Raw genomic sequence first — 18,043 nt, 5'->3', positions numbered from 1 at the left:
AATTATTTTTTTAAACTCTAAACTTAGACAGCAATTTGTTTAACCAATCTGATTGCGGTTTTTTATCCTCTTGATCATAATAAGACCCAGAATATTCATTTTTCTTCATATACGAATAATTATACCCATACCCGTAATTATAGCCTCCAAAATCATAGACGTCTACCCCAGCTTTCAAACCATTAAAAACTGCATAAATATTATCTACCTGATCATTGGCATATAGATCATTAATCATTAATAGGTACCTTTTGTGGGTATAATCCTGTCTAACGATGTATAAATTCACATCAGAAAAGCGCATCAAATCCATGGTTTCAGACACCAAACCAATAGGGGGAGTATCCATCACCACTACATCAAATTCCCCATCGAAAGAATTCAGTAAATCTGTCATTTTATCTTTCAACAATAATTCTGCAGGATTAGGTGGAACAGGGCCTGAAGGAACTACATATAGATCCTCAAATGCAGTTTTTACGATGATCTCCTCTTTACTTGCTTTATCTACTAAATAATTGGAAAGTCCTGTCTGATTATAAACCCCTAAATATTCAGAAATCTTGGGTCTTCTTAAATCAAGTCCTAATAGCAAGGTCTTTTTACCACTTAAAGCTATTGCTGAAGCGAGATTGATACTGACGAAGGTTTTACCTTCTCCTGAAACCGAAGATGTCACCAATATCTTTTTACACTTCTTTTCACTGGCAATATAAAACAAGGCAGATCGTAAGGAGCGAAATGACTCCGATACCATGGATTTGGGATGATCTTGAACCAATAAGTTCGTATCCTTGGTACTGTATCCTATCGTACCCAGAAGCGGAATCCTTAATACATTTTTCAATTGTACCTGATCTACAATCTTATTGTTCAGATAATGGTAACCTAATAATATAGCCAAAGGAATGAAAAGTCCCAAGCCAAAAGCCAAACCATAATTTTGGGGCTTTTTAGGGAAAATCAAGTTACCCCTTCTTGCATAATCCAATACGGAGTTATCTGAAATATTCGATGCCCGAGCTATCCCTGCTTCTGCTCTTTTTTCGAGTAGGTAATTGTATAAATTTTCTCTCAGTTTAAACTCTCGATTTAATCCCATAAATTGAGACTCTGCCTGAGGAAGTTTTGAAAATTCCACATCTTCATCTTCTAACATGGCCAATGCCTGCTCCTTCCTCTTGACAGTATTGGCCACCAGATTATCAATATTTTCAAAAATATTTTCCCGGAGTTTGGTAATCTGCTCATCCAATTCAGTTACTGATGGGTGGTTTTCATTTACCAAAGCCAAAAGTTTTCTCCTATCCAAGGAAACACTAATCAGAGAACTCACCAAACCATTCAAAACTCCGTCATCAATCCCAACTAAGGAAGGAGCTAAAATATCTGAATAATCCTTTCCTTTTTCTATTAAGTATTGCTGTAGCGATTGATAGTACTGTAACTGAAAATCAATGTTTTGAACCTGATCTTCTAAGCTTTGCATATTCCCCAAAACTCCCCCAAACTCAGAGTTCACATCCATTAATTTATTCTCCACTTTAAAGTTGAGAATCTTTCTCTCCACTGCTTTAAGAGAATCCTCCACAATAAACAATTGCTCATCCAAAAACTTGAGGGTATTCTCGGTCATTAAATTTTTCTCCTTCAGGTTATAATCAATATAGGAGTCCATCAGGGCATTGACATAATCTCGTCCCTTTTCCACCACTTTGGTTACCATGGTTACCTGAAGTACAGTACCATATGAATTGATAGGTTGGACGGAGATTGCTCTTGCATAATCCTCAATCACATTCACGGAATTATGTACCACAAATGACAATTTATCCCCTGCCTCTAACCTTTTCTTTTTATGGATCTTAAAATGGCTTTTATCTGATATAATATCTTCTTCGAACCTAAAGGTCCTATTCAAAATAGCCTCATCCATAGGGCCGGCAGCTTTGGCATCTAAAAAATCAAAAAAACCAGACTCTTCTCTAGTCAATACAAACTCCTCATCAGAAACCATGGTAAAGGTAATCTCTCCCAATTCCATTTGAGGAAACGCCTGATCAACTTCTACATAAATAGGAGACTGATCATATAATTCTACTTCCTTGATGTTTGTGGATGCATAGTAGGTAACATTCAGGTGTAATTTACTAATCGCATCGGCCGCCAAATTCTTAGAGGTGAGCATCAAAATATCATTTTCCAAATTATAAGCTCCGGAAAAAATATTGGATCTATCCAAAATCCTCATTTCAGGACTGGAATTTTGTTTGATCAGGATACTCCCCTGTACTTCATACTCTTCTACAGAATACCTGTGAAACAAAAATGCAATGATCAACCCTAAAAAAATACTCGTCACATAGAGCGGCCAATACCTGGAATATTTGATCAGGTAATATTTAATATCAATGGGTTTGACCTCCTCTTGAAACTTAGATATGTCTACTTTTCCGTCAATCATAAATTACTGGTCAACAAGGCCACGATCAATATAATAGATGAAGTTACCGAAATAATCAAACCTAATGAAGCTGTTAAATTATCAGCATTCCCGAATTGTCTGATGTTCATTGGCTCCAAATACAATATATCATTTGGCTGAATAAAGTAATAAGGGGAGGCTAACAATTGCCTGTCATTTAGATTTATTTGATGGATCTTCGTACCTCCGTCATATTGCCGAATGATGAACAATTTGTTCTTTTTGGCCAAAATATTTGATTCTCCAGCCACAGCCAAAGCATCAAAAATAGTAGCCCTATTTTTCAGGATAACCTGGGTCCCTGATCTACTAAACTCACCCAAGGCAGTAAAACGAATCCCTCCTATCCTCAATTTAACAAATACTTCTTCTTTAAAATATTTATTAATTGCTTCCTGCACTTGATTCTGAGCCTCTTCCTCCGTCAGCCCTGCCACTTTAATTTTGCCAAGTTGCGGGATTTCTACAAATCCTTCCTGGTCAATTGAATAGCCTGTAAAATAAAATATATCATTAACTCCACTTCCGCCAACGCCACCACCAGCACGCATGTTCCTAGACCCTTGAAACTCGAACGCTTTGGTTAATTCTTCATCTGAAGAAGCAAAGTCAATATCGACCACATCAAAGGGTTGAAGCACATACTTGTATTCCACAGAGGCATAAGGAATAAATTCATCTAAACCAATCTCTGGGTTACCTGGTAAATTCTGTAAGTAAGTAATACGTTTATTACTAATACAAGAACTTATTAGAATACAAATCAGCAGGACAGCTAAAGTATTTTTCATTTAGTTAATTTAGTATTTTCATTCAGAGTTTTTATCCTTCTGATCCAATATTGGAATTCATTTTTTTATAAACTCCTCTCATGGACAGGCTTCTCAAATCCCCTTGTTGAATCAAACTATCAATATATTGGAGTAACTCTTCCAATACCCGAGTATTTTCTTCAGGACAAAAACCGAAATTATGAGGATGCCACCAAAGATGATAAGATTGGTGTAAATCACATGCTCTTTTCAGTTCAGATTTTATTCGCTCAATTCTTCGTTTATTAAATATAGAGCCTGTCTTATAGGGCCTCAACAATCGGCTTGCTGGAATCTGAATTAAGGGGAACTGAATACATTTATCTAGATTAAAATATACTGGTTTTCCCATTGGAATCAGTGTATCTCCTGTTCTAAAAACTTTTTTCAGCAAATTTTCATGGTTCGTTTCCTTCCAAAACCAATCGGAAGGATTAATTCTTGCGGTTTTAAAATCACATGCTGCTGCAATTTCCAATACTCCATCGTTGTATTGGTTTCTTGGAAAAACCAAGCTCTCCAAATCTACCCCAAACTTATCCTTCGCTATTTTTTTGGATGCCATTAAATCGGATCGGAAAGCTTCCAGACTTCCCCCTTCTTCACCGGTATAATAATGGGAAAAGGTATGAGAAGCCAACTCCTGGCCTGAGCATTGAATAATTTCATGGACAATTCCAGAAGCAAATAAACCCTCAAAGTCAAGGGAATATTTTTGTTTCCCCCATAAATAGGCAGAATATTTTTCCTGAAGAAAATTGGGTTTGATGAGAGGAGAGTAAGTTTCCCACTCTTCCCAACTTTCTGCCATCAACATTCCAACCGTAGCCCAGGTCGCATTAATTTGATATCTCTCAAAAAGAGATAAAATCTTAGGTATAGATCGTAAGGTATTTTGATAATAGCGTTGGTATTCTTCAATAGGATACTTGTCAAACCTACCCCAATGAAGTTCAAAATCTAAAGAAATAATTAAGCTGGAATCAGACAATTTAACCTATTGAAAGCGTTTGGAAGGGTGATCAGAATAACAAATTAACCATAGGAAAGTAATATGCAAAAATGGAAGCCAGATAGATTTCATTCTATAGAACAATCCAAGGTTATTCAATGTAAAGGTAAATACTATAAACATGACAATCCCTATCATAAAAAAGTAGATCATGGTTTTTGGAATTTGAACTAAATGTCGATATCCCATTGCCAAGCCTAAAACTCCAATGGACAACAGCCAAAAATTCTCTAAGGAAAAAATCAACGAATAAAAATCCCAACTTTCCCATGGGAATGGCAGAAAAGCAACAGCAGCCAGCTTCCTATACCAAGGCCAAGTCTCCATGGATAAGGTGGTATTGGCACTAAAGTCAGTCAAAAAACTCAGTTGCCTATTGGAGAAATCAGATAAATCTTCCCAGGAATAATTTTCTAAATGTAGGTAAGGTAAAAATTGACTGATAGAAAAATATAGTAAGCCTCCACAGATCACAATTACCAAACTGAGTAATTCCCACCTTTTTTTTAGCCCATTAGCCACGAAAACAACTAGTATGGGCAAAAACAACACTCCTAAAATAGGTCGAACCAGCAAACAAAGGCACCAACCCAATATTCCAATGCTGAAGATCTGTTTCTGGGTAGAAAAAGCGTAAAACATTGCCGAACCCCCCAAAAAGAGCAAGGTCTCCTTCGATACCCCAGCTGTCCAAAAATGTAATCCGGGTAAAAAAAGAGGCAAATACAAAAGTTGAGGGAATCTTAATTTCTGCTCAAATTCTTCAATCAGAAAGTTTACACTCTCAAATAGTCCAATCATACCCCAAAAAGATAAAAAGGCATAAATGACCGTACCTGAAATATAACTCAAACCAAGCAGCTTGGATGGTATATAGTTCAACCATTGAATAAAAAATGTATTGACTCCAAAGTATCCCATCCAACTTCGAGCATATTGAGAAGTGTCTGCCGTCAAATCCCATAACCCAATGGAATCACCTCCATTCTGTTGGATATACCTGACAAAGAAATAGGCAAAACTTAGATGGATGAACCACAAGAATAAAACCAAGCCTCTTTCAAGGATCGAATAATTAGGTTTCAGGTAGTGATATTTAAAAAAGAAACCCAGCAATAGATGAACGAAGATTAATACAAGTACATCTTGGAAGGTGAAGATCATATCAATGCTTTCCTGTAATCCAATAGTGTATTTTCCAATGAAAACAATTCTTCACCTTGTTGGCTAATACTTTTTCGGTCCAAAACTTGGGCTTCCCTCATCCAGCCCAATAGATGCTGCCAATCCAACTGTTGGTGGTCCAAAAAATAGCAAGACTGGCTTCCCTGTACTAGTTCATCTAAATCACCTATCCCCTGCGATACAATGACAGGTAATCCACACATGAGATATTCTCCAAACTTAATGGGCAAAATCCCTTGGATGCTGGGGTGAGGGGCCCGTACGCTAATTCCAAAATCAGCAGCATTCAAATAAGTAGGAATGTCCTTAAAAGGCACTTGTAGAGAAAGTATGCAATCATTCAAAGAAGTTGGAGTAAGCTCTGACAAAATGGAATCATTTCTAGTCAAAAAAAGCATTCTAAAAGCAACTTCGTTGGACTTTAAGTACGATAAAAGTTGAAAAACCTTTTCCAAGGCATATCCAGGACCTAGGCTTCCTGAATGCACCAATAAAATTTCATCTTGCAATCCTAATTCATTTCTGACTCTTCTCCTTGTTTCTTTATCAAAATAAAACAAGTTGGGATCCCGGCCATTTCCAACTACAAAGAACTCCTCCTTATTCAATTGAGGGGATTTTGAAAGGTGCCAATCTATTGCTTTCTGGGACCTACAAAGTACCTTATCAGCCTTTTGTAAAATCAAACGTTCAATTTTAGTGAGAATCTGGTATTGAATGGAATTCTTTGTTAAATATCCTTGATCAAACCGTTCTTGAATGGGTAGCCCATCCGCATCAAAAACAAGTTCAATCCCAATATTTTTCAACTTTTTAAAGATGGAGAGTACTAACAAGGCAGGCATGGTACTTCTAGGCATCACGACCTGAATCCCTTCAGTTTTTACAAGCTCCAATACCTTTTTTCTATTCTTAGAAATAGCTCCAAGGGCTCCTATCGTTCCAGGTAATTTTTTTGGTATTGCCGCATGGAAATATGGAATCCCCAATTTTAAAGCGATGGAATTGATTCGTTCCACCTCCTTTTTATTTGCCCAAGAAAACTGAAAAACAAAAGGTTCAATCTCCCCCATTTTATGTAATCCCGAAAGAATGGGGAAAAATAAATTCTCCAGGTAATTAGTGGAATCAGAATCCCAAGTGATGAATAATAATTTCTTCAATTTAGTCCACTTGTTAATTCACGGTTTGCCCATCTGAACAGATAGGAATATTGATCAAACCTATAAATGGAGGAAGATAGTACATCTGAAAACACTAAGAATCTACTCAAGTTAGATGTCATTTATTTCAATTGATAGAGATGAATGGACCATGCCGAGTGTTCATCTTCAAAGACCTTCACCAACTGCAACTGCTCGGAAATGACAGGTAAGGCGGAAAGCACATAATTTATTCCTAACTCATTTTTCATGCTCTCATAATCATAGCTGGGTTCCATGAGAGGTGCCTCTTTCCTCCATTGATACATGAAGTAATCATCAGGATATTGGGCATTTTGAAAATAACACTTGTTTCCCCATTCTAAAAAGTGCTGCTCTAAAGAATCATCCTTTCCCAGCTCTTCTTTGATTAGTTGATATACTTGTTCTTTATGGGATTTTGAATAAAGTTGTACATATCCATCCGCCGTAATCAATCCATTAAAAGCTGCAACTGCTGGGGGAATATTGAAATTCACAAAATGGGAATTAGGCAACTCCTCTCCTAGATATTCCTTTATTTCCTCCATTTGATTGGTGGCATTATAAGATTGGTAACTAGGTACTTGTTGATCCATTATGGGGATCATTGAATTGATCCAATAACGCCATTCATATTGATAGACAAACAAATTAATGAAAATGAGTATGGAAAGAATCCAGGAAATCCCTCTAAATGAAAAAGTCTTCCAAGCATAAACTAAACCTGCAAACAAAAAAAAAGGAATCCAATATTCAAATCTGTACAAATTAATAGAATTCAGTTTGGGGGTTACCTTACCCCAAAACTCCAAATTCCCAACTCTGCTGAGAATTGCTAATATAAATGAGACCCCAAAAAGAAGATTAAGAAATAAAAAGGATTTGGAAGACCATTTCTTCTGGTACCAAGCCATCATTACTAAGCCAAAGAAAATAATGGGATATATCGGTGTAAAATGAACTCCGTTTTGATCTCCCGACCAGAAAAAATCAATAGGACTTTGATTAATCCAGATTCCAAAATCATAGGTAAAATCAGCGCGATGACTTTCAAATTGATCATTCAAAAAATACCCAAGTATCCAATTTATTTCTTGAATAGAATAAACAACCATAAGCAGTATAAAGGCTAAGATTGTTCTTGTAGGTATTACTTGATTCTTTAAGGAGGAAACTATGATCCAACCCAAAATCCCTGTTAAGAAATAAAAAGAGGCTAGGAACAACATAGAATAGCAAGCATATCCTATCAGAAATAACCAGTGCCCTACGTGATCTTTCTTACCTAATAGCAAGGAAAAAACCTGTACCAAAGCGGGAAGCGCAGCGATGGAGATTCCTCTATGGGGATAGTAAGCCAAACTTGCCCAAAGCAAACACCATAAGATTTCCTCCCTTCCATTTTTCACCGTGAGTTGCTGTCCTCTCAACCAAAAGCGAAATGAAAAAAAGGCGATGATAATGATCAAGGCTTTATTGATCATATAAGCATTCAAATGCGGAAAAAGCCCATATAACATCATTTCCACATTAAAGCCAGAAGGGTAACTAAACCTGGGTGTCTCGATTAACATTCCTTCTACCGGAGTATTCCAACTAGAAAAAATCTTTCCTTGATCCTGCAACATCTTGTACCAGGCGAGATTGGAGTCCATATTATCTGAAACAGGGATAAATACCCCCTCCCCCAAAATGAAATAAGGCAGCAACATTACCAGCACCAATAGGACTAAGAAAATGATGGTTTTATTCATATGGTCTTTGAGCTGAAAAGGTAGGTTAAACAAAAATCTTTAACTACCAAGTAAAGTCTTAAGGGTCATTTCGAAGAAGCGAAACACAGTGGAGCGACTGAGAAATCTATCCTTCGCTCTTTTCACTATTCCTCCTTTTATAAAGGTTTTTTAGATTTCTCCCTGCGGTCGAAATGACTAATTAACGTGAAATGCACTTTGGTCATTTCGAAGAAGCGTAACGCCGTGGAGTGACTGAGCCTGCCTGCTGAAGGCAGGAAATCTCTTATGCATTCCATTCACAAACCCTTCTTTAAAAGCAAAACTTTAGATTTCTCCTTGCAAAAACTGAACTACTAACTTTAAATTTTCAGCATGCTCGTTCGAAATGACACAAAATTCGATTCGTTCTAATTGTCATTTCGAAGGAGCGAAACACAGTGTAGCGACTGAGAAATCTCTCATTCAACCCATTCACAATCCCAGACTTTATCAACGACTTTTAGATTTCTCCCTGCGGTCGAAATGACTAATTAACGTGAAATGCACTTTGGTCATTTCGACGACGAGGAACGAGGAGGAGAAATCTCTCTAACCTAAAACTCCCAAAAATCCCAGTGAGGGTTCAGTGAGGAAATCAAACGTTCCTTTTTCTCCCTTCGCCACTTTTTAATCTCTTTTTCTCTAGCTATTGCATCCAGGGGAGACTGGAATTCCTCAAAGTAAATTAAATTATAGCACTTATATTTTGAAGTAAAAGTATTTCTTGCCTCCCTATGTTCTGCCAACCTTTTGCTTAAATCATTGGTTACCCCAACATATAGGGTCGTCTTATTCTTATTTGTAAGGATGTAGACAAACATAGTGTTTTAGATTTCTCCCTGCAGTCGAAATGACAAATAACACAAAGCGATTTCTATGGTCATTTCGAAGGAGGTCAAGCATTAAATTCTGAATACAAAAAGTTAAACCGACTGAGAAATCTTTACATCGGTCACTCCATATTCCAACTTTATTAACAGACCTTTTAGATTTCTCCTCGCAGCCCCAAAACTTCTTGCTTTTTCTTTTTAGGTTGCTCGTTCGAAATGACACAAAATTCGATTCTTTCTAATTGTCATTTCGAAGGAGCCAAACACAGTGTAGCGACTGAGCCTGCCTGCTGAAGGCAGGAAATCTCTCATTCAACCCATTCACAAACCCTTCTTTAAAAACAAAACTTTAGATTTCTCCTTGCAGTCGAAATGACAAATAACACAAAGCGATTTCTATGGTCATTTCGAAGGAGGTCAAGCATTAAATTCTGAATACAAAAAGTTAAACCGACTGAGAAATCTTTACATCGGTCACTCCATATTCCAACTTTATTAACAGACCTTTTAGATTTCTCCTCGCAGCCCCAAAACTTCTTGCTTTTTCTTTTTAGGTTGCTCGTTCGAAATGACACAAAATTCGATTCTTTCTAATTGTCATTTCGAAGGAGCCAAACACAGTGTAGCGACTGAGCCTGCCTGCTGAAGGCAGGAAATCTCTCATTCAACCCATTCAAAAACCCTGACTTTATTAACGACTTTTAGATTTCTCCTCGCAACAACAGAACTTCTAGCTTTTACTTTTTCGGTTGCTCGTTCGAAATGACAAATTAACATGAATTACTCCTCGGTCATTTCGACGACGAGGAACGAGGAGGAGAAATCTCTCTCTACCTACCTTTATGAAAAACCCCTTCCACAGCCCTCTTGATCTTCTCAAAGTTCTTCTCCAAACTATATTCATTCTCCACCAACTTTCTTCCAGCATCTCCCATCTTCACTCTCAATGATGAATCACTTATCAGCAGACTCAATGCCTCCAGCCATTCCAATTCAGTGGAAGCCAAGAAACCATTTTCTCCAGGTCGTACCACATCCTTGTTCATTCCTACAGGGGAAGCCACCACCGGCAATCCACAAGCCATGTATTGAATTAACTTGTAAGCACATTTCCCCTTTTCCCAGTCACTATCTGGTAATGGCATCATTCCAATATCAAATTGAGAGATCTGTGAACTCTCCTCTTCCTCCTTCCAAGGAATCAAGCTATACTCACAAGTAAAATCAGGTAGCTGAACATGTGGAGAATTAATAATCAACAACTCAAAATCAAGTGTTTTACTTAATTCTTCAAAAATTGACGTTAAAAAATTCAAATATTTGGTTGTGGAGGGAGACCCAATCCAGCCCAGTCTAATTTTAGAATTATTGTTATTTCGATGAACAGAATAGACAGTTGTTTCTACCACGGTAGGTAAAATCTGTACATCCAAAGCACCTGCCAATTTAGCCCTTTTGCCCAAGTAAGAATTTCCCACAAAAACTATTCGGGAATGCCGCATCACCCAATCAATTTTATTCCCCATCCAGGTCCGGACCAACCAATTGGGATTCTGATCATAGTTATGAAAAACGGCATCATCATAATCGACGATGTAGCCCTTTCCTAATTTTTCAATCAGCCATTCCGCATAGGAAGGTAGAAAAGGAAAGGCCTCTTTTTCTATCCAAATCAGATCATACCTCCAACTGTACATCAGCACCCAACACCTTTTCAGATAGCATTTCAAGACATTGATGAACTGAGGTTTTTGATTCTGGTAAATCTGAGAAAGGTATTTTGAATTAAAAAATGAGGATACGCTGACCTCTACTCCTTGCTGCTTCCATAAATCCAGGTACTGGAAAGTTCTCAACCTACTGGAGGCTCCCTGTCGAGGGTATTTAGGGAGAAAAAGAATCTTCTTCTTTTTTTTCACCCTGCCAGTTCCTTTTTCTTCCTTTTGATTTCCTCCCGCTGTAGGTAGTAACGCATCTTTTCTTGAACCTTCTGGATTCTCAGCTTTTTATTATAGGCTATCAAGAAAAAACAAAACAATAAAAAGTAGATCATGGTCATATTCTTCATTCGCATGATAATCCCCAGATTGCTCAAAGCTCCCATAAATGCCCATGCCACAGGAATAAAGGTCAACATTCCAGCCTTTATAAATAGTGGCATATCCCGTATCGCTTCTGGAGTCCAATTTCTGTAAATGAAAAAACTGAGCCAGAGGTATAAAAGATTTTCAAAAGAGCTTAAAAATGTAACTATGTTATGTGAATCAATAAATAGCGGTCGAAACATATATGTAAAAAGTTTCATGGGCCAAGAATATGAAGCCAAATCGACTCCAGAACCAACATTCCTGGTATTTAAGCCGGCACTTCTTACTCCCGACATGGTTTCCAACGCCTCGAAGCTTAATTCTTCAATCCTCAAAGCCTCTAAGGTGCTTGGCAATAAAAGAATGGCTCCTGCTGCAGCCAATCCACTCAAAGCAATCTTATAGCCTAATTTCACTTCTGATCCCAATAAAATAGCCAAACCTGCACCTGATATTAAAGCTTGACCCATATGTGGTCTTGATAGATAAACAAAAAATAAAGCGATAGCGGCTTGCCACCATCTAGTCTTATATTTTTGAACTGCAAAAAAGAACCATGCAATTCCCCAGAAACAAACCGAATCTTTACCAACCCCAGCAGACCAAAAATGAAGATTTAGAAAATAAAAAACAGCAGGAAATAATGAGATTCCCAGCACCTCGTGATTTTCAGGGAATAAATCTGCGGTCATCACAAAAATATATCGTATCCCAATAAAACCTAAAAATCCAAAAAGAATATTGCCTGTCACGTAAGAAAGCCCCATGAGTTGGCTCGGAATATAGCATAACCAAAGAATAAATGTGGTCCCTTCTCCAAAATAGGAAAACCAAGTTTCATCCCCTCTAATTAATACTTGCTCCATTCCAAACTTCCAATAGCCTTGAGAATCTCCACCATAATTAATAATATACCAAGTGAAGAAAAGGCTGAAGAAGATATGATATGCCAACAAATAGTGTAGATGAAGCTCATACTTATAAGGCAGACCAAACCTTTTAGCCATGGATGAATTGGTATTTACCATGACTATGATTAGGAGAAGAATGACTATAATATCAAGCAAGAGTGTATTTGTTAAACCTTAAATTTTAAAACGCTTATTAAGCTTGAATTCCTTTTTTAGCTAATAGCTCCAAGTATAAGTCTTCAATTTCATTACAATATCGCTTTGCTGAGTAGTTTTCCAAAGCTCTAGTCCTTCCCAATTCTCCCATGTTAGTCCTCAATCCAGAATCAATAGCTAAAACTTTAATTTTATCAGCTATTTGGTGAGGTGAATAAGAAGGTACCAAATAACCAGTCTCTTCATTTATTACTACATCCTTTAGACCACCTACTTTTGTTGCGATAACGGGTAAGTTATGCATCATGGCCTCAGCTGCGACTAAACCAAATCCTTCATGTGCAGATACAATACAAAATACATCCATGACCCCAAAGAAAGGATGTGGGTTAGGTTGTTGCCCTAAGAAAATCACTTGCTTACTAAGGTTCAATTCCTCAGACAACAGTTTTAAGGATTCCAAATCTGGACCATCCCCTATTACAAGTAATTTATATTTTGGATCGTTTAATATCTCCAATGCTTTAAGAATATCTGAAAACCGTTTTACTTCATCATAGATTCGACCAACAGATCCAATTACAAAATCATGTTCCTTGAGCCCCAATTTATTTTTCAGTTCTTGGGTTTCTTTTGACTCATTCGGTGCAGGTATAGTAACCCCGTTATTGATCAAAAGAATTTTTGATGCAGGCAATTTTGCTTTTTCGATTAAAAACTGGACTACCGAAGGAGAAATACCCACGATCTTATCAGATAACCTAAGAAATAATCGCTGCAACCAAAGAGATTTTTTGCTTCTTCCAATTGGCTCCGAAGTCTCTTCCAAAATTCTAATTGGGACTCCTCCTAATGTCCCAGCTATTGCGGCCATACTCATACCTTCAAAAATAGCCCCATGGATAATATGAGGTTTGAATTTCCGGATCACTTCCAAAACCTGTTTTTGCTTCTGCCATTCGAATGGATGATTAAAACCGCCAATAGGGATTAGTTCAATACCTTCTTGCTCTAATGCATCCGCTATAGCCCCTCCCTTCCAAGTACAGATAATTTTATGCTCAAACTTTGAACGATCTAAACCTCTCACCAAAGTTAAACGAACCTGCTCTACACCTCCTGAGGCTATGGTTTCTATACAATGAAGGACCCTGATCAAAAGTCTGAAGGCTTAAGTCTTAAATCTGAAAAAGCATAAATGGATAGTAAGGAATCTAAATAATGTTCAACTGAAAAACGTTTTGCTTCTTCTTCTGCCCTTTGTCCCATTGAAATTCTTTCTTCATAAGGAATGTCTAATAATTTTTGCATCGCAGATTGAAGTTCCAGGGTTTTTAAAGGATCAATTAAAATCCCTGACTGGGATTTGCCAAGAATTTCGGAAGCTCCTCCTACTTTGGTGACTATACTGGGAAGTCCTGCACTCATGGCCTCAGCCAAGGAAACCGATGAACCTTCTCGAAGCGATGGAAGAATAAAAGAATCCGCTTCATTTAAAAATGGCCAAACATCCTCCTGAAAACCTAAAAACTCTACACATCCCCCCATTTCTAATTTCTGACTTAAGCTTTCTAACTTATTTCTTTCCGGCCCTTCTCCAACAATCCTCAATAAAAGTTCTCTATTTTGATTTTCTTTAACTAATCCCTCAAATGCTTTTATCAATCGGTCCAAATTCTTTATCGGTACTAATCGACATGTGCACACAAAAACAAAGGGGGAATTACTGGTAATTTGGTCATTTCGACCGGAGGAACGGAGGGAGAAATCTCTTCCTTCTATTCCGATATTGACCGGATTATATACTACACTTACTTTTGAAGCTTCCACCTCTTCCAACTCCACAATTGCTTCCTTGACCGCTTCTGAAATAGCTATTACTTTATTCGCTTTACGATAAACCCACTTAAAAACATATCTCCAATAAGTATGATGATTGGGAATACCAATTTCCTCCCCAATAACCAAAGGAACATTGGCCAATTTAGCTGCCCAAATACCATGAAAATTAGCCTCTCCCCCTTGTGTATGTACTACATCAGGTGCAAATTCAATCAAAATGTTTTGAAGTTTCTTTATCAGTTTGAAATTTGGGATTCTGGGATTAAAGCTTAAAATCTGCGGTTCGATTCCATTAGGAACTAATTCTTCTGCCACTTTTCCGCCTTTTCCTAATACGATCAGCTTAAGCTCCAAGCCATTTTGATTTTTAAGTGCAGGCAAGGAAATCGCCAGAACTTTTTCTACTCCGCCAAAATCCAATTCTGAAACGACACGAACTACTTTCATTTCAAGAATAGATATATCGGAAGCAAAACTTCATATAGTTTCGAAACAAGTTACTTAGCGAACCAACAGAAAAATACTTTTTCAAAAATGCTCCTGGTAACCTATAAAACAGGCCAATTAGACTATAATTTGTGCCAACTTTCTCTAAAAGCCTTTCAAGAATTGATTTATTTGTATTCAAGGAATAGTACTCAAACAAATTGAACAGAATAAATTTCCTTTTAAAACTTTCCAATTCAATGGCATTCTGTTCTTCACTTAGATAATCATCTTTCAAAAACTCAGAAAGAACTGAAAAAGCTAAATTCTTTTTAATAAGGCCACTTTCAGAGCTACTCAGATCATAGAAAACAAGTCTCTCTCTTATCAAATACGCTTTACCAAAAAAAGCAATTGTTCTAAACCAAAGGTCTAAATCTTCTCCTATTTTCAAATAAGTCTTAAATCCTTCATTGCTGTCAAAAAAGTCTTTTCTGATGATAGTTGAGGAGGAAGAATAAAATGTGTTATGAATTGCCTTTGAAAAGTAGTTTGTCAGAGGTAAAACTTCTGGGTTTTCAACTACTTCTGGAAGCTCTTCATGAGAATAATGAGATCCTATTACCCCAACATCCTGAAACTTTTTAATAGCCTCTGAAGTGATTTTTAGATAATCCTTATGCCAGTAATCATCTGCATCCAAAAATGCTACAAAAGAACATCTAGCCTGAGCTATCCCAGCATTTCTGGCAGCAGATACTCCTTGGTTTTCTTGGTGGATTACTCTAATCCTATCAGTTTTGTAGTTTTCTGGTAATTTCTCTCCGCCATCGGTAGATCCATCATTGACCACAATAATCTCAAATTCCTGAAATGTCTGATACATAACAGAATCTATGGCTCTGCTAATGAAAGAGGCTTTATTATATAGTGGGATAATTACGGAAAACATAATTTAATTCGTCATTGCGAGCGGAAGAATGGAGCGAAGCAATCTACTCGTCACTTTGATCCGCAGTAATAGAGGAACAATCTGTTTCAATACTACTCCAATCAAAAGATTGCTTCGGGGCTATAAATTCTATACTAAATTAAAACCTTGCTCTTGCCCTCAGAATAACGTTATAATTTCACCAATCCTTTACACCCTCCCAAAGATCTTTCCATGCTGGGTTCATAGAATTTATCAAATCCTCTTTCTTTTTTCTGCTTCCGCCTTTGATCTGTTTTTCTCTATCAATAGCCTCTTCAATACTATGAAAAGACTCAAAATAGACTAGCTTATTAATATTGTACTTGTGAGTAAAGGACTTCGGATCTAGCCTTTCTTTATGTTGATAAACCCTTTGAAAAAGATCAGCAGTGACACCTGTATAAAGGACTGTATTATTGAAATTGGTCATTATATATACAGCGCCTCCTTTTTTCATTTTAAGTCATTTCAAGAGAAGTGAAGAAATCTATTCGTCATTGCGAGCGGAAGAATGGAGCGAAGCAATCTGTCAGATTCTTACTCCTGATCAAAAGATTGCTTCGACTTTGAATTTTTTAAGAATAAGATACCCTCTTGGTAAAGTCTCGCAATGACGTCTTTAATTCGGCATTGCGAGCGAAGCAAAGCAATCTGTTTCAATACTACTCCAAACAAAAGATTGCTTCGGGGCTTTAAATGTTAAACTAAATGAAAACCTTACTCTTGCCCCTCGCAATGACGTTGCAATTTCACAATTGAAACCATCGCTTTAAGCGCAAAGCATTTTTAAACCCGATCCATCGGGATAGCTGCTGAAATTTTGGTCCTCCTATATAAGTCTTTTCAGGAACCTGCAAGGTTTCCATCAATTCCTCAGCTTTGGCTACCAAATGGGGATAATTTGGGAAGCAATCGTAAATAAACTTTTGATAAACTTTTTTTAAAGCCTTTCTAACTCGATGTGAATCTTCTACTGCAAGCACATTCCTCTCAAAGGCTTGATACGAATCCAAAAGTGAGGCAAAAGCCTTCTCAGACTTCTGTTGGGAAACATTGGATATTCCAGGCTGCCTGTAATAAACACGCTCAGTAGGTTCAAAAAGCACTTTGCTAGCCCGAAGTAATACACGCATAAAAAACTCCCCATCCTGATTGATGGTCAAGCTTTCATCCCAAGGCCCTGCCTCTTCGATAAGGGTTCGATGGGTTAAATAAGAAGAAATAGCCATCATTTCCTGATTATTCCAGAAACTAAGCTGTAGGTTTAATCCCGATTCAAAACCCTGAAAAGCGCCATAGGGCAACCTTGAAAACTCTGTAATATCCTCCTGGAAATTCACCCATTCACAGGATGCCATTACTTTGGAATCTTGATTTTCAAGAAGTTCTATTTGTTTAAGAATCTTATCCTCGGATAGGATGTCATCCGCATCTAAAAACTGGATATATTCGCCATTGCTTGCTTGGATTCCTATATTAGTAGCTTTGGAAACTCCTCCATTAGGCTGATCTATTAAAATTACTCTATTTGGGAAATTTGATCTACAGGCTTCTAATATCGTCTTAGAACCATCCCTACTTCCATCATTCACCAAAACTAGTTCTATATTGGGATAGCTCTGTCCCAAAGCCGAATCTAATGTCTCTGCCACAAAAGCAGCCTTGTTATAAACAGGAATGATGATGGAAACTAATGGATTCATTTTTTTAAAATTTCGCGGATTGCAAAACTTGGCGAAATCCCTCTTTCCATAGTCAAATAAATGATCTCCCAGTTATACTTTTCGCAAAACTCATAAACAGCTTCTATTACCCCGTATTTCCAAGGCACATCGATCTCACCTATGATAAAATCATGTCCCGCTATTATTCCACCTTTCTTCATCTTTAGTAGGTAGGACTCTAACTCTGCCTTGGTCATCGAATAGGTATGAGCCGTATCAATATAAATCCAATCAAAATATCCATCTGGAAATTGATCCACTACCTTTGTGGATAGGCCACGATTTATTTCCACTTTTTTTGCCTCAATCTCTTTTTGGAACTTTTGACTTACTTCATGAAAAAGCTTTTCCGGATAGCGTTCACTTTGCCAAACATCGACTAAGTGTAGTTTTGATGGCTTATTTATCTCTAAAATCTTCCTACTGAAATCCCCATGATCAACTCCCAATTCAGCTACGATTCCATTTTCCGGAAGGAGCCCTAATAACTGCTCTCTTTTGGCCAAAAGTCTCCCATTTTCTAAATGGTTATATAAGATTTCTGGGACTGGCATGGCCTCAAAATTTGGCTTTTGGATTAGCCTATGCTTTCGAGTATAGAAATCGTAAAACTTCTTTTTAATAGCTCCTAACATATATTC

The 18,043-nt window shown here is 37.3% G+C and carries 15 protein-coding genes; all 15 read right to left on the bottom strand.

Annotated features, from left to right (window positions below; translation table 11 throughout):
- Positions 1–10: 10 nt before the first annotated feature.
- Positions 11–2,464, bottom strand: a complete 2,454-nt coding sequence (locus tag JYB62_RS01995) for a GumC family protein (protein ID WP_205643774.1) — start codon at positions 2,462–2,464, stop codon at positions 11–13.
- Complete coding sequence (locus JYB62_RS01990; RefSeq protein ID WP_205643773.1) at positions 2,461–3,276, bottom strand: polysaccharide biosynthesis/export family protein; 816 nt, start codon at positions 3,274–3,276, stop codon at positions 2,461–2,463. Before JYB62_RS01990 ends, JYB62_RS01995 begins: the two co-directional genes overlap by 4 nt.
- A 31-nt stretch (positions 3,277–3,307) precedes the next feature.
- Positions 3,308–4,288: a polysaccharide deacetylase family protein gene (locus JYB62_RS01985; RefSeq protein ID WP_205643772.1), complete on the bottom strand. Its 981-nt coding sequence runs from the start codon at positions 4,286–4,288 to the stop codon at positions 3,308–3,310.
- Between the two features lie 6 nt (positions 4,289–4,294).
- Positions 4,295–5,473 (bottom strand): hypothetical protein, encoded by a 1,179-nt coding sequence (locus tag JYB62_RS01980; protein WP_205643771.1) that lies wholly within the window; start codon positions 5,471–5,473, stop codon positions 4,295–4,297.
- Complete coding sequence (locus JYB62_RS01975) at positions 5,470–6,657, bottom strand: glycosyltransferase family protein (protein WP_205643770.1); 1,188 nt, start codon at positions 6,655–6,657, stop codon at positions 5,470–5,472. The genes JYB62_RS01980 and JYB62_RS01975 overlap by 4 nt, the downstream gene beginning before the upstream one ends.
- A 122-nt stretch (positions 6,658–6,779) precedes the next feature.
- Positions 6,780–8,432, bottom strand: a complete 1,653-nt coding sequence (locus JYB62_RS01970; protein ID WP_205643769.1) for a DUF6044 family protein — start codon at positions 8,430–8,432, stop codon at positions 6,780–6,782.
- 575 nt (positions 8,433–9,007) lie between these two features.
- The gene (locus tag JYB62_RS01965) at positions 9,008–9,274 is read right to left on the bottom strand and encodes a GIY-YIG nuclease family protein (protein WP_205643768.1); all 267 of its coding nucleotides are present in this window, start codon (positions 9,272–9,274) and stop codon (positions 9,008–9,010) included.
- Between the two features lie 839 nt (positions 9,275–10,113).
- Complete coding sequence (locus JYB62_RS01960; RefSeq protein ID WP_205643767.1) at positions 10,114–11,202, bottom strand: glycosyltransferase family 4 protein; 1,089 nt, start codon at positions 11,200–11,202, stop codon at positions 10,114–10,116.
- Entirely contained in the window at positions 11,199–12,398 is a 1,200-nt protein-coding gene (locus tag JYB62_RS01955) for a hypothetical protein (protein ID WP_243431417.1), read from the bottom strand. The genes JYB62_RS01960 and JYB62_RS01955 overlap by 4 nt, the downstream gene beginning before the upstream one ends.
- A 76-nt stretch (positions 12,399–12,474) precedes the next feature.
- On the bottom strand, positions 12,475–13,596 hold the full coding sequence (locus JYB62_RS01950; RefSeq protein ID WP_205643766.1) for a glycosyltransferase: 1,122 nt from the start codon (positions 13,594–13,596) through the stop codon (positions 12,475–12,477).
- Positions 13,593–14,726, bottom strand: a complete 1,134-nt coding sequence (locus tag JYB62_RS01945) for a glycosyltransferase (protein WP_205643765.1) — start codon at positions 14,724–14,726, stop codon at positions 13,593–13,595. The genes JYB62_RS01950 and JYB62_RS01945 overlap by 4 nt, the downstream gene beginning before the upstream one ends.
- Position 14,727: 1 nt before the next feature.
- The gene (locus tag JYB62_RS01940; RefSeq protein WP_205643764.1) at positions 14,728–15,657 is read right to left on the bottom strand and encodes a glycosyltransferase family 2 protein; all 930 of its coding nucleotides are present in this window, start codon (positions 15,655–15,657) and stop codon (positions 14,728–14,730) included.
- 178 nt (positions 15,658–15,835) lie between these two features.
- Positions 15,836–16,135, bottom strand: coding sequence for a GIY-YIG nuclease family protein (locus tag JYB62_RS01935; RefSeq protein ID WP_205643763.1), 300 nt, complete (start codon positions 16,133–16,135; stop codon positions 15,836–15,838).
- 292 nt (positions 16,136–16,427) lie between these two features.
- On the bottom strand, positions 16,428–17,381 hold the full coding sequence (locus JYB62_RS01930) for a glycosyltransferase family 2 protein (protein ID WP_205643762.1): 954 nt from the start codon (positions 17,379–17,381) through the stop codon (positions 16,428–16,430).
- Positions 17,378–18,037 (bottom strand): class I SAM-dependent methyltransferase, encoded by a 660-nt coding sequence (locus JYB62_RS01925; protein ID WP_205643761.1) that lies wholly within the window; start codon positions 18,035–18,037, stop codon positions 17,378–17,380. The genes JYB62_RS01930 and JYB62_RS01925 overlap by 4 nt, the downstream gene beginning before the upstream one ends.
- Positions 18,038–18,043: the final 6 nt, after the last annotated feature.

Origin of the sequence: Algoriphagus lutimaris (assembly GCF_017051705.1) — a bacterium.
In the GTDB taxonomy this organism is placed as follows: Bacteria; Bacteroidota; Bacteroidia; order Cytophagales; family Cyclobacteriaceae; genus Algoriphagus; species Algoriphagus lutimaris.
The sequence above is the reverse complement of the archived record's forward strand: the minus strand, read 5'-3'. Positions and strand labels throughout refer to the sequence as shown.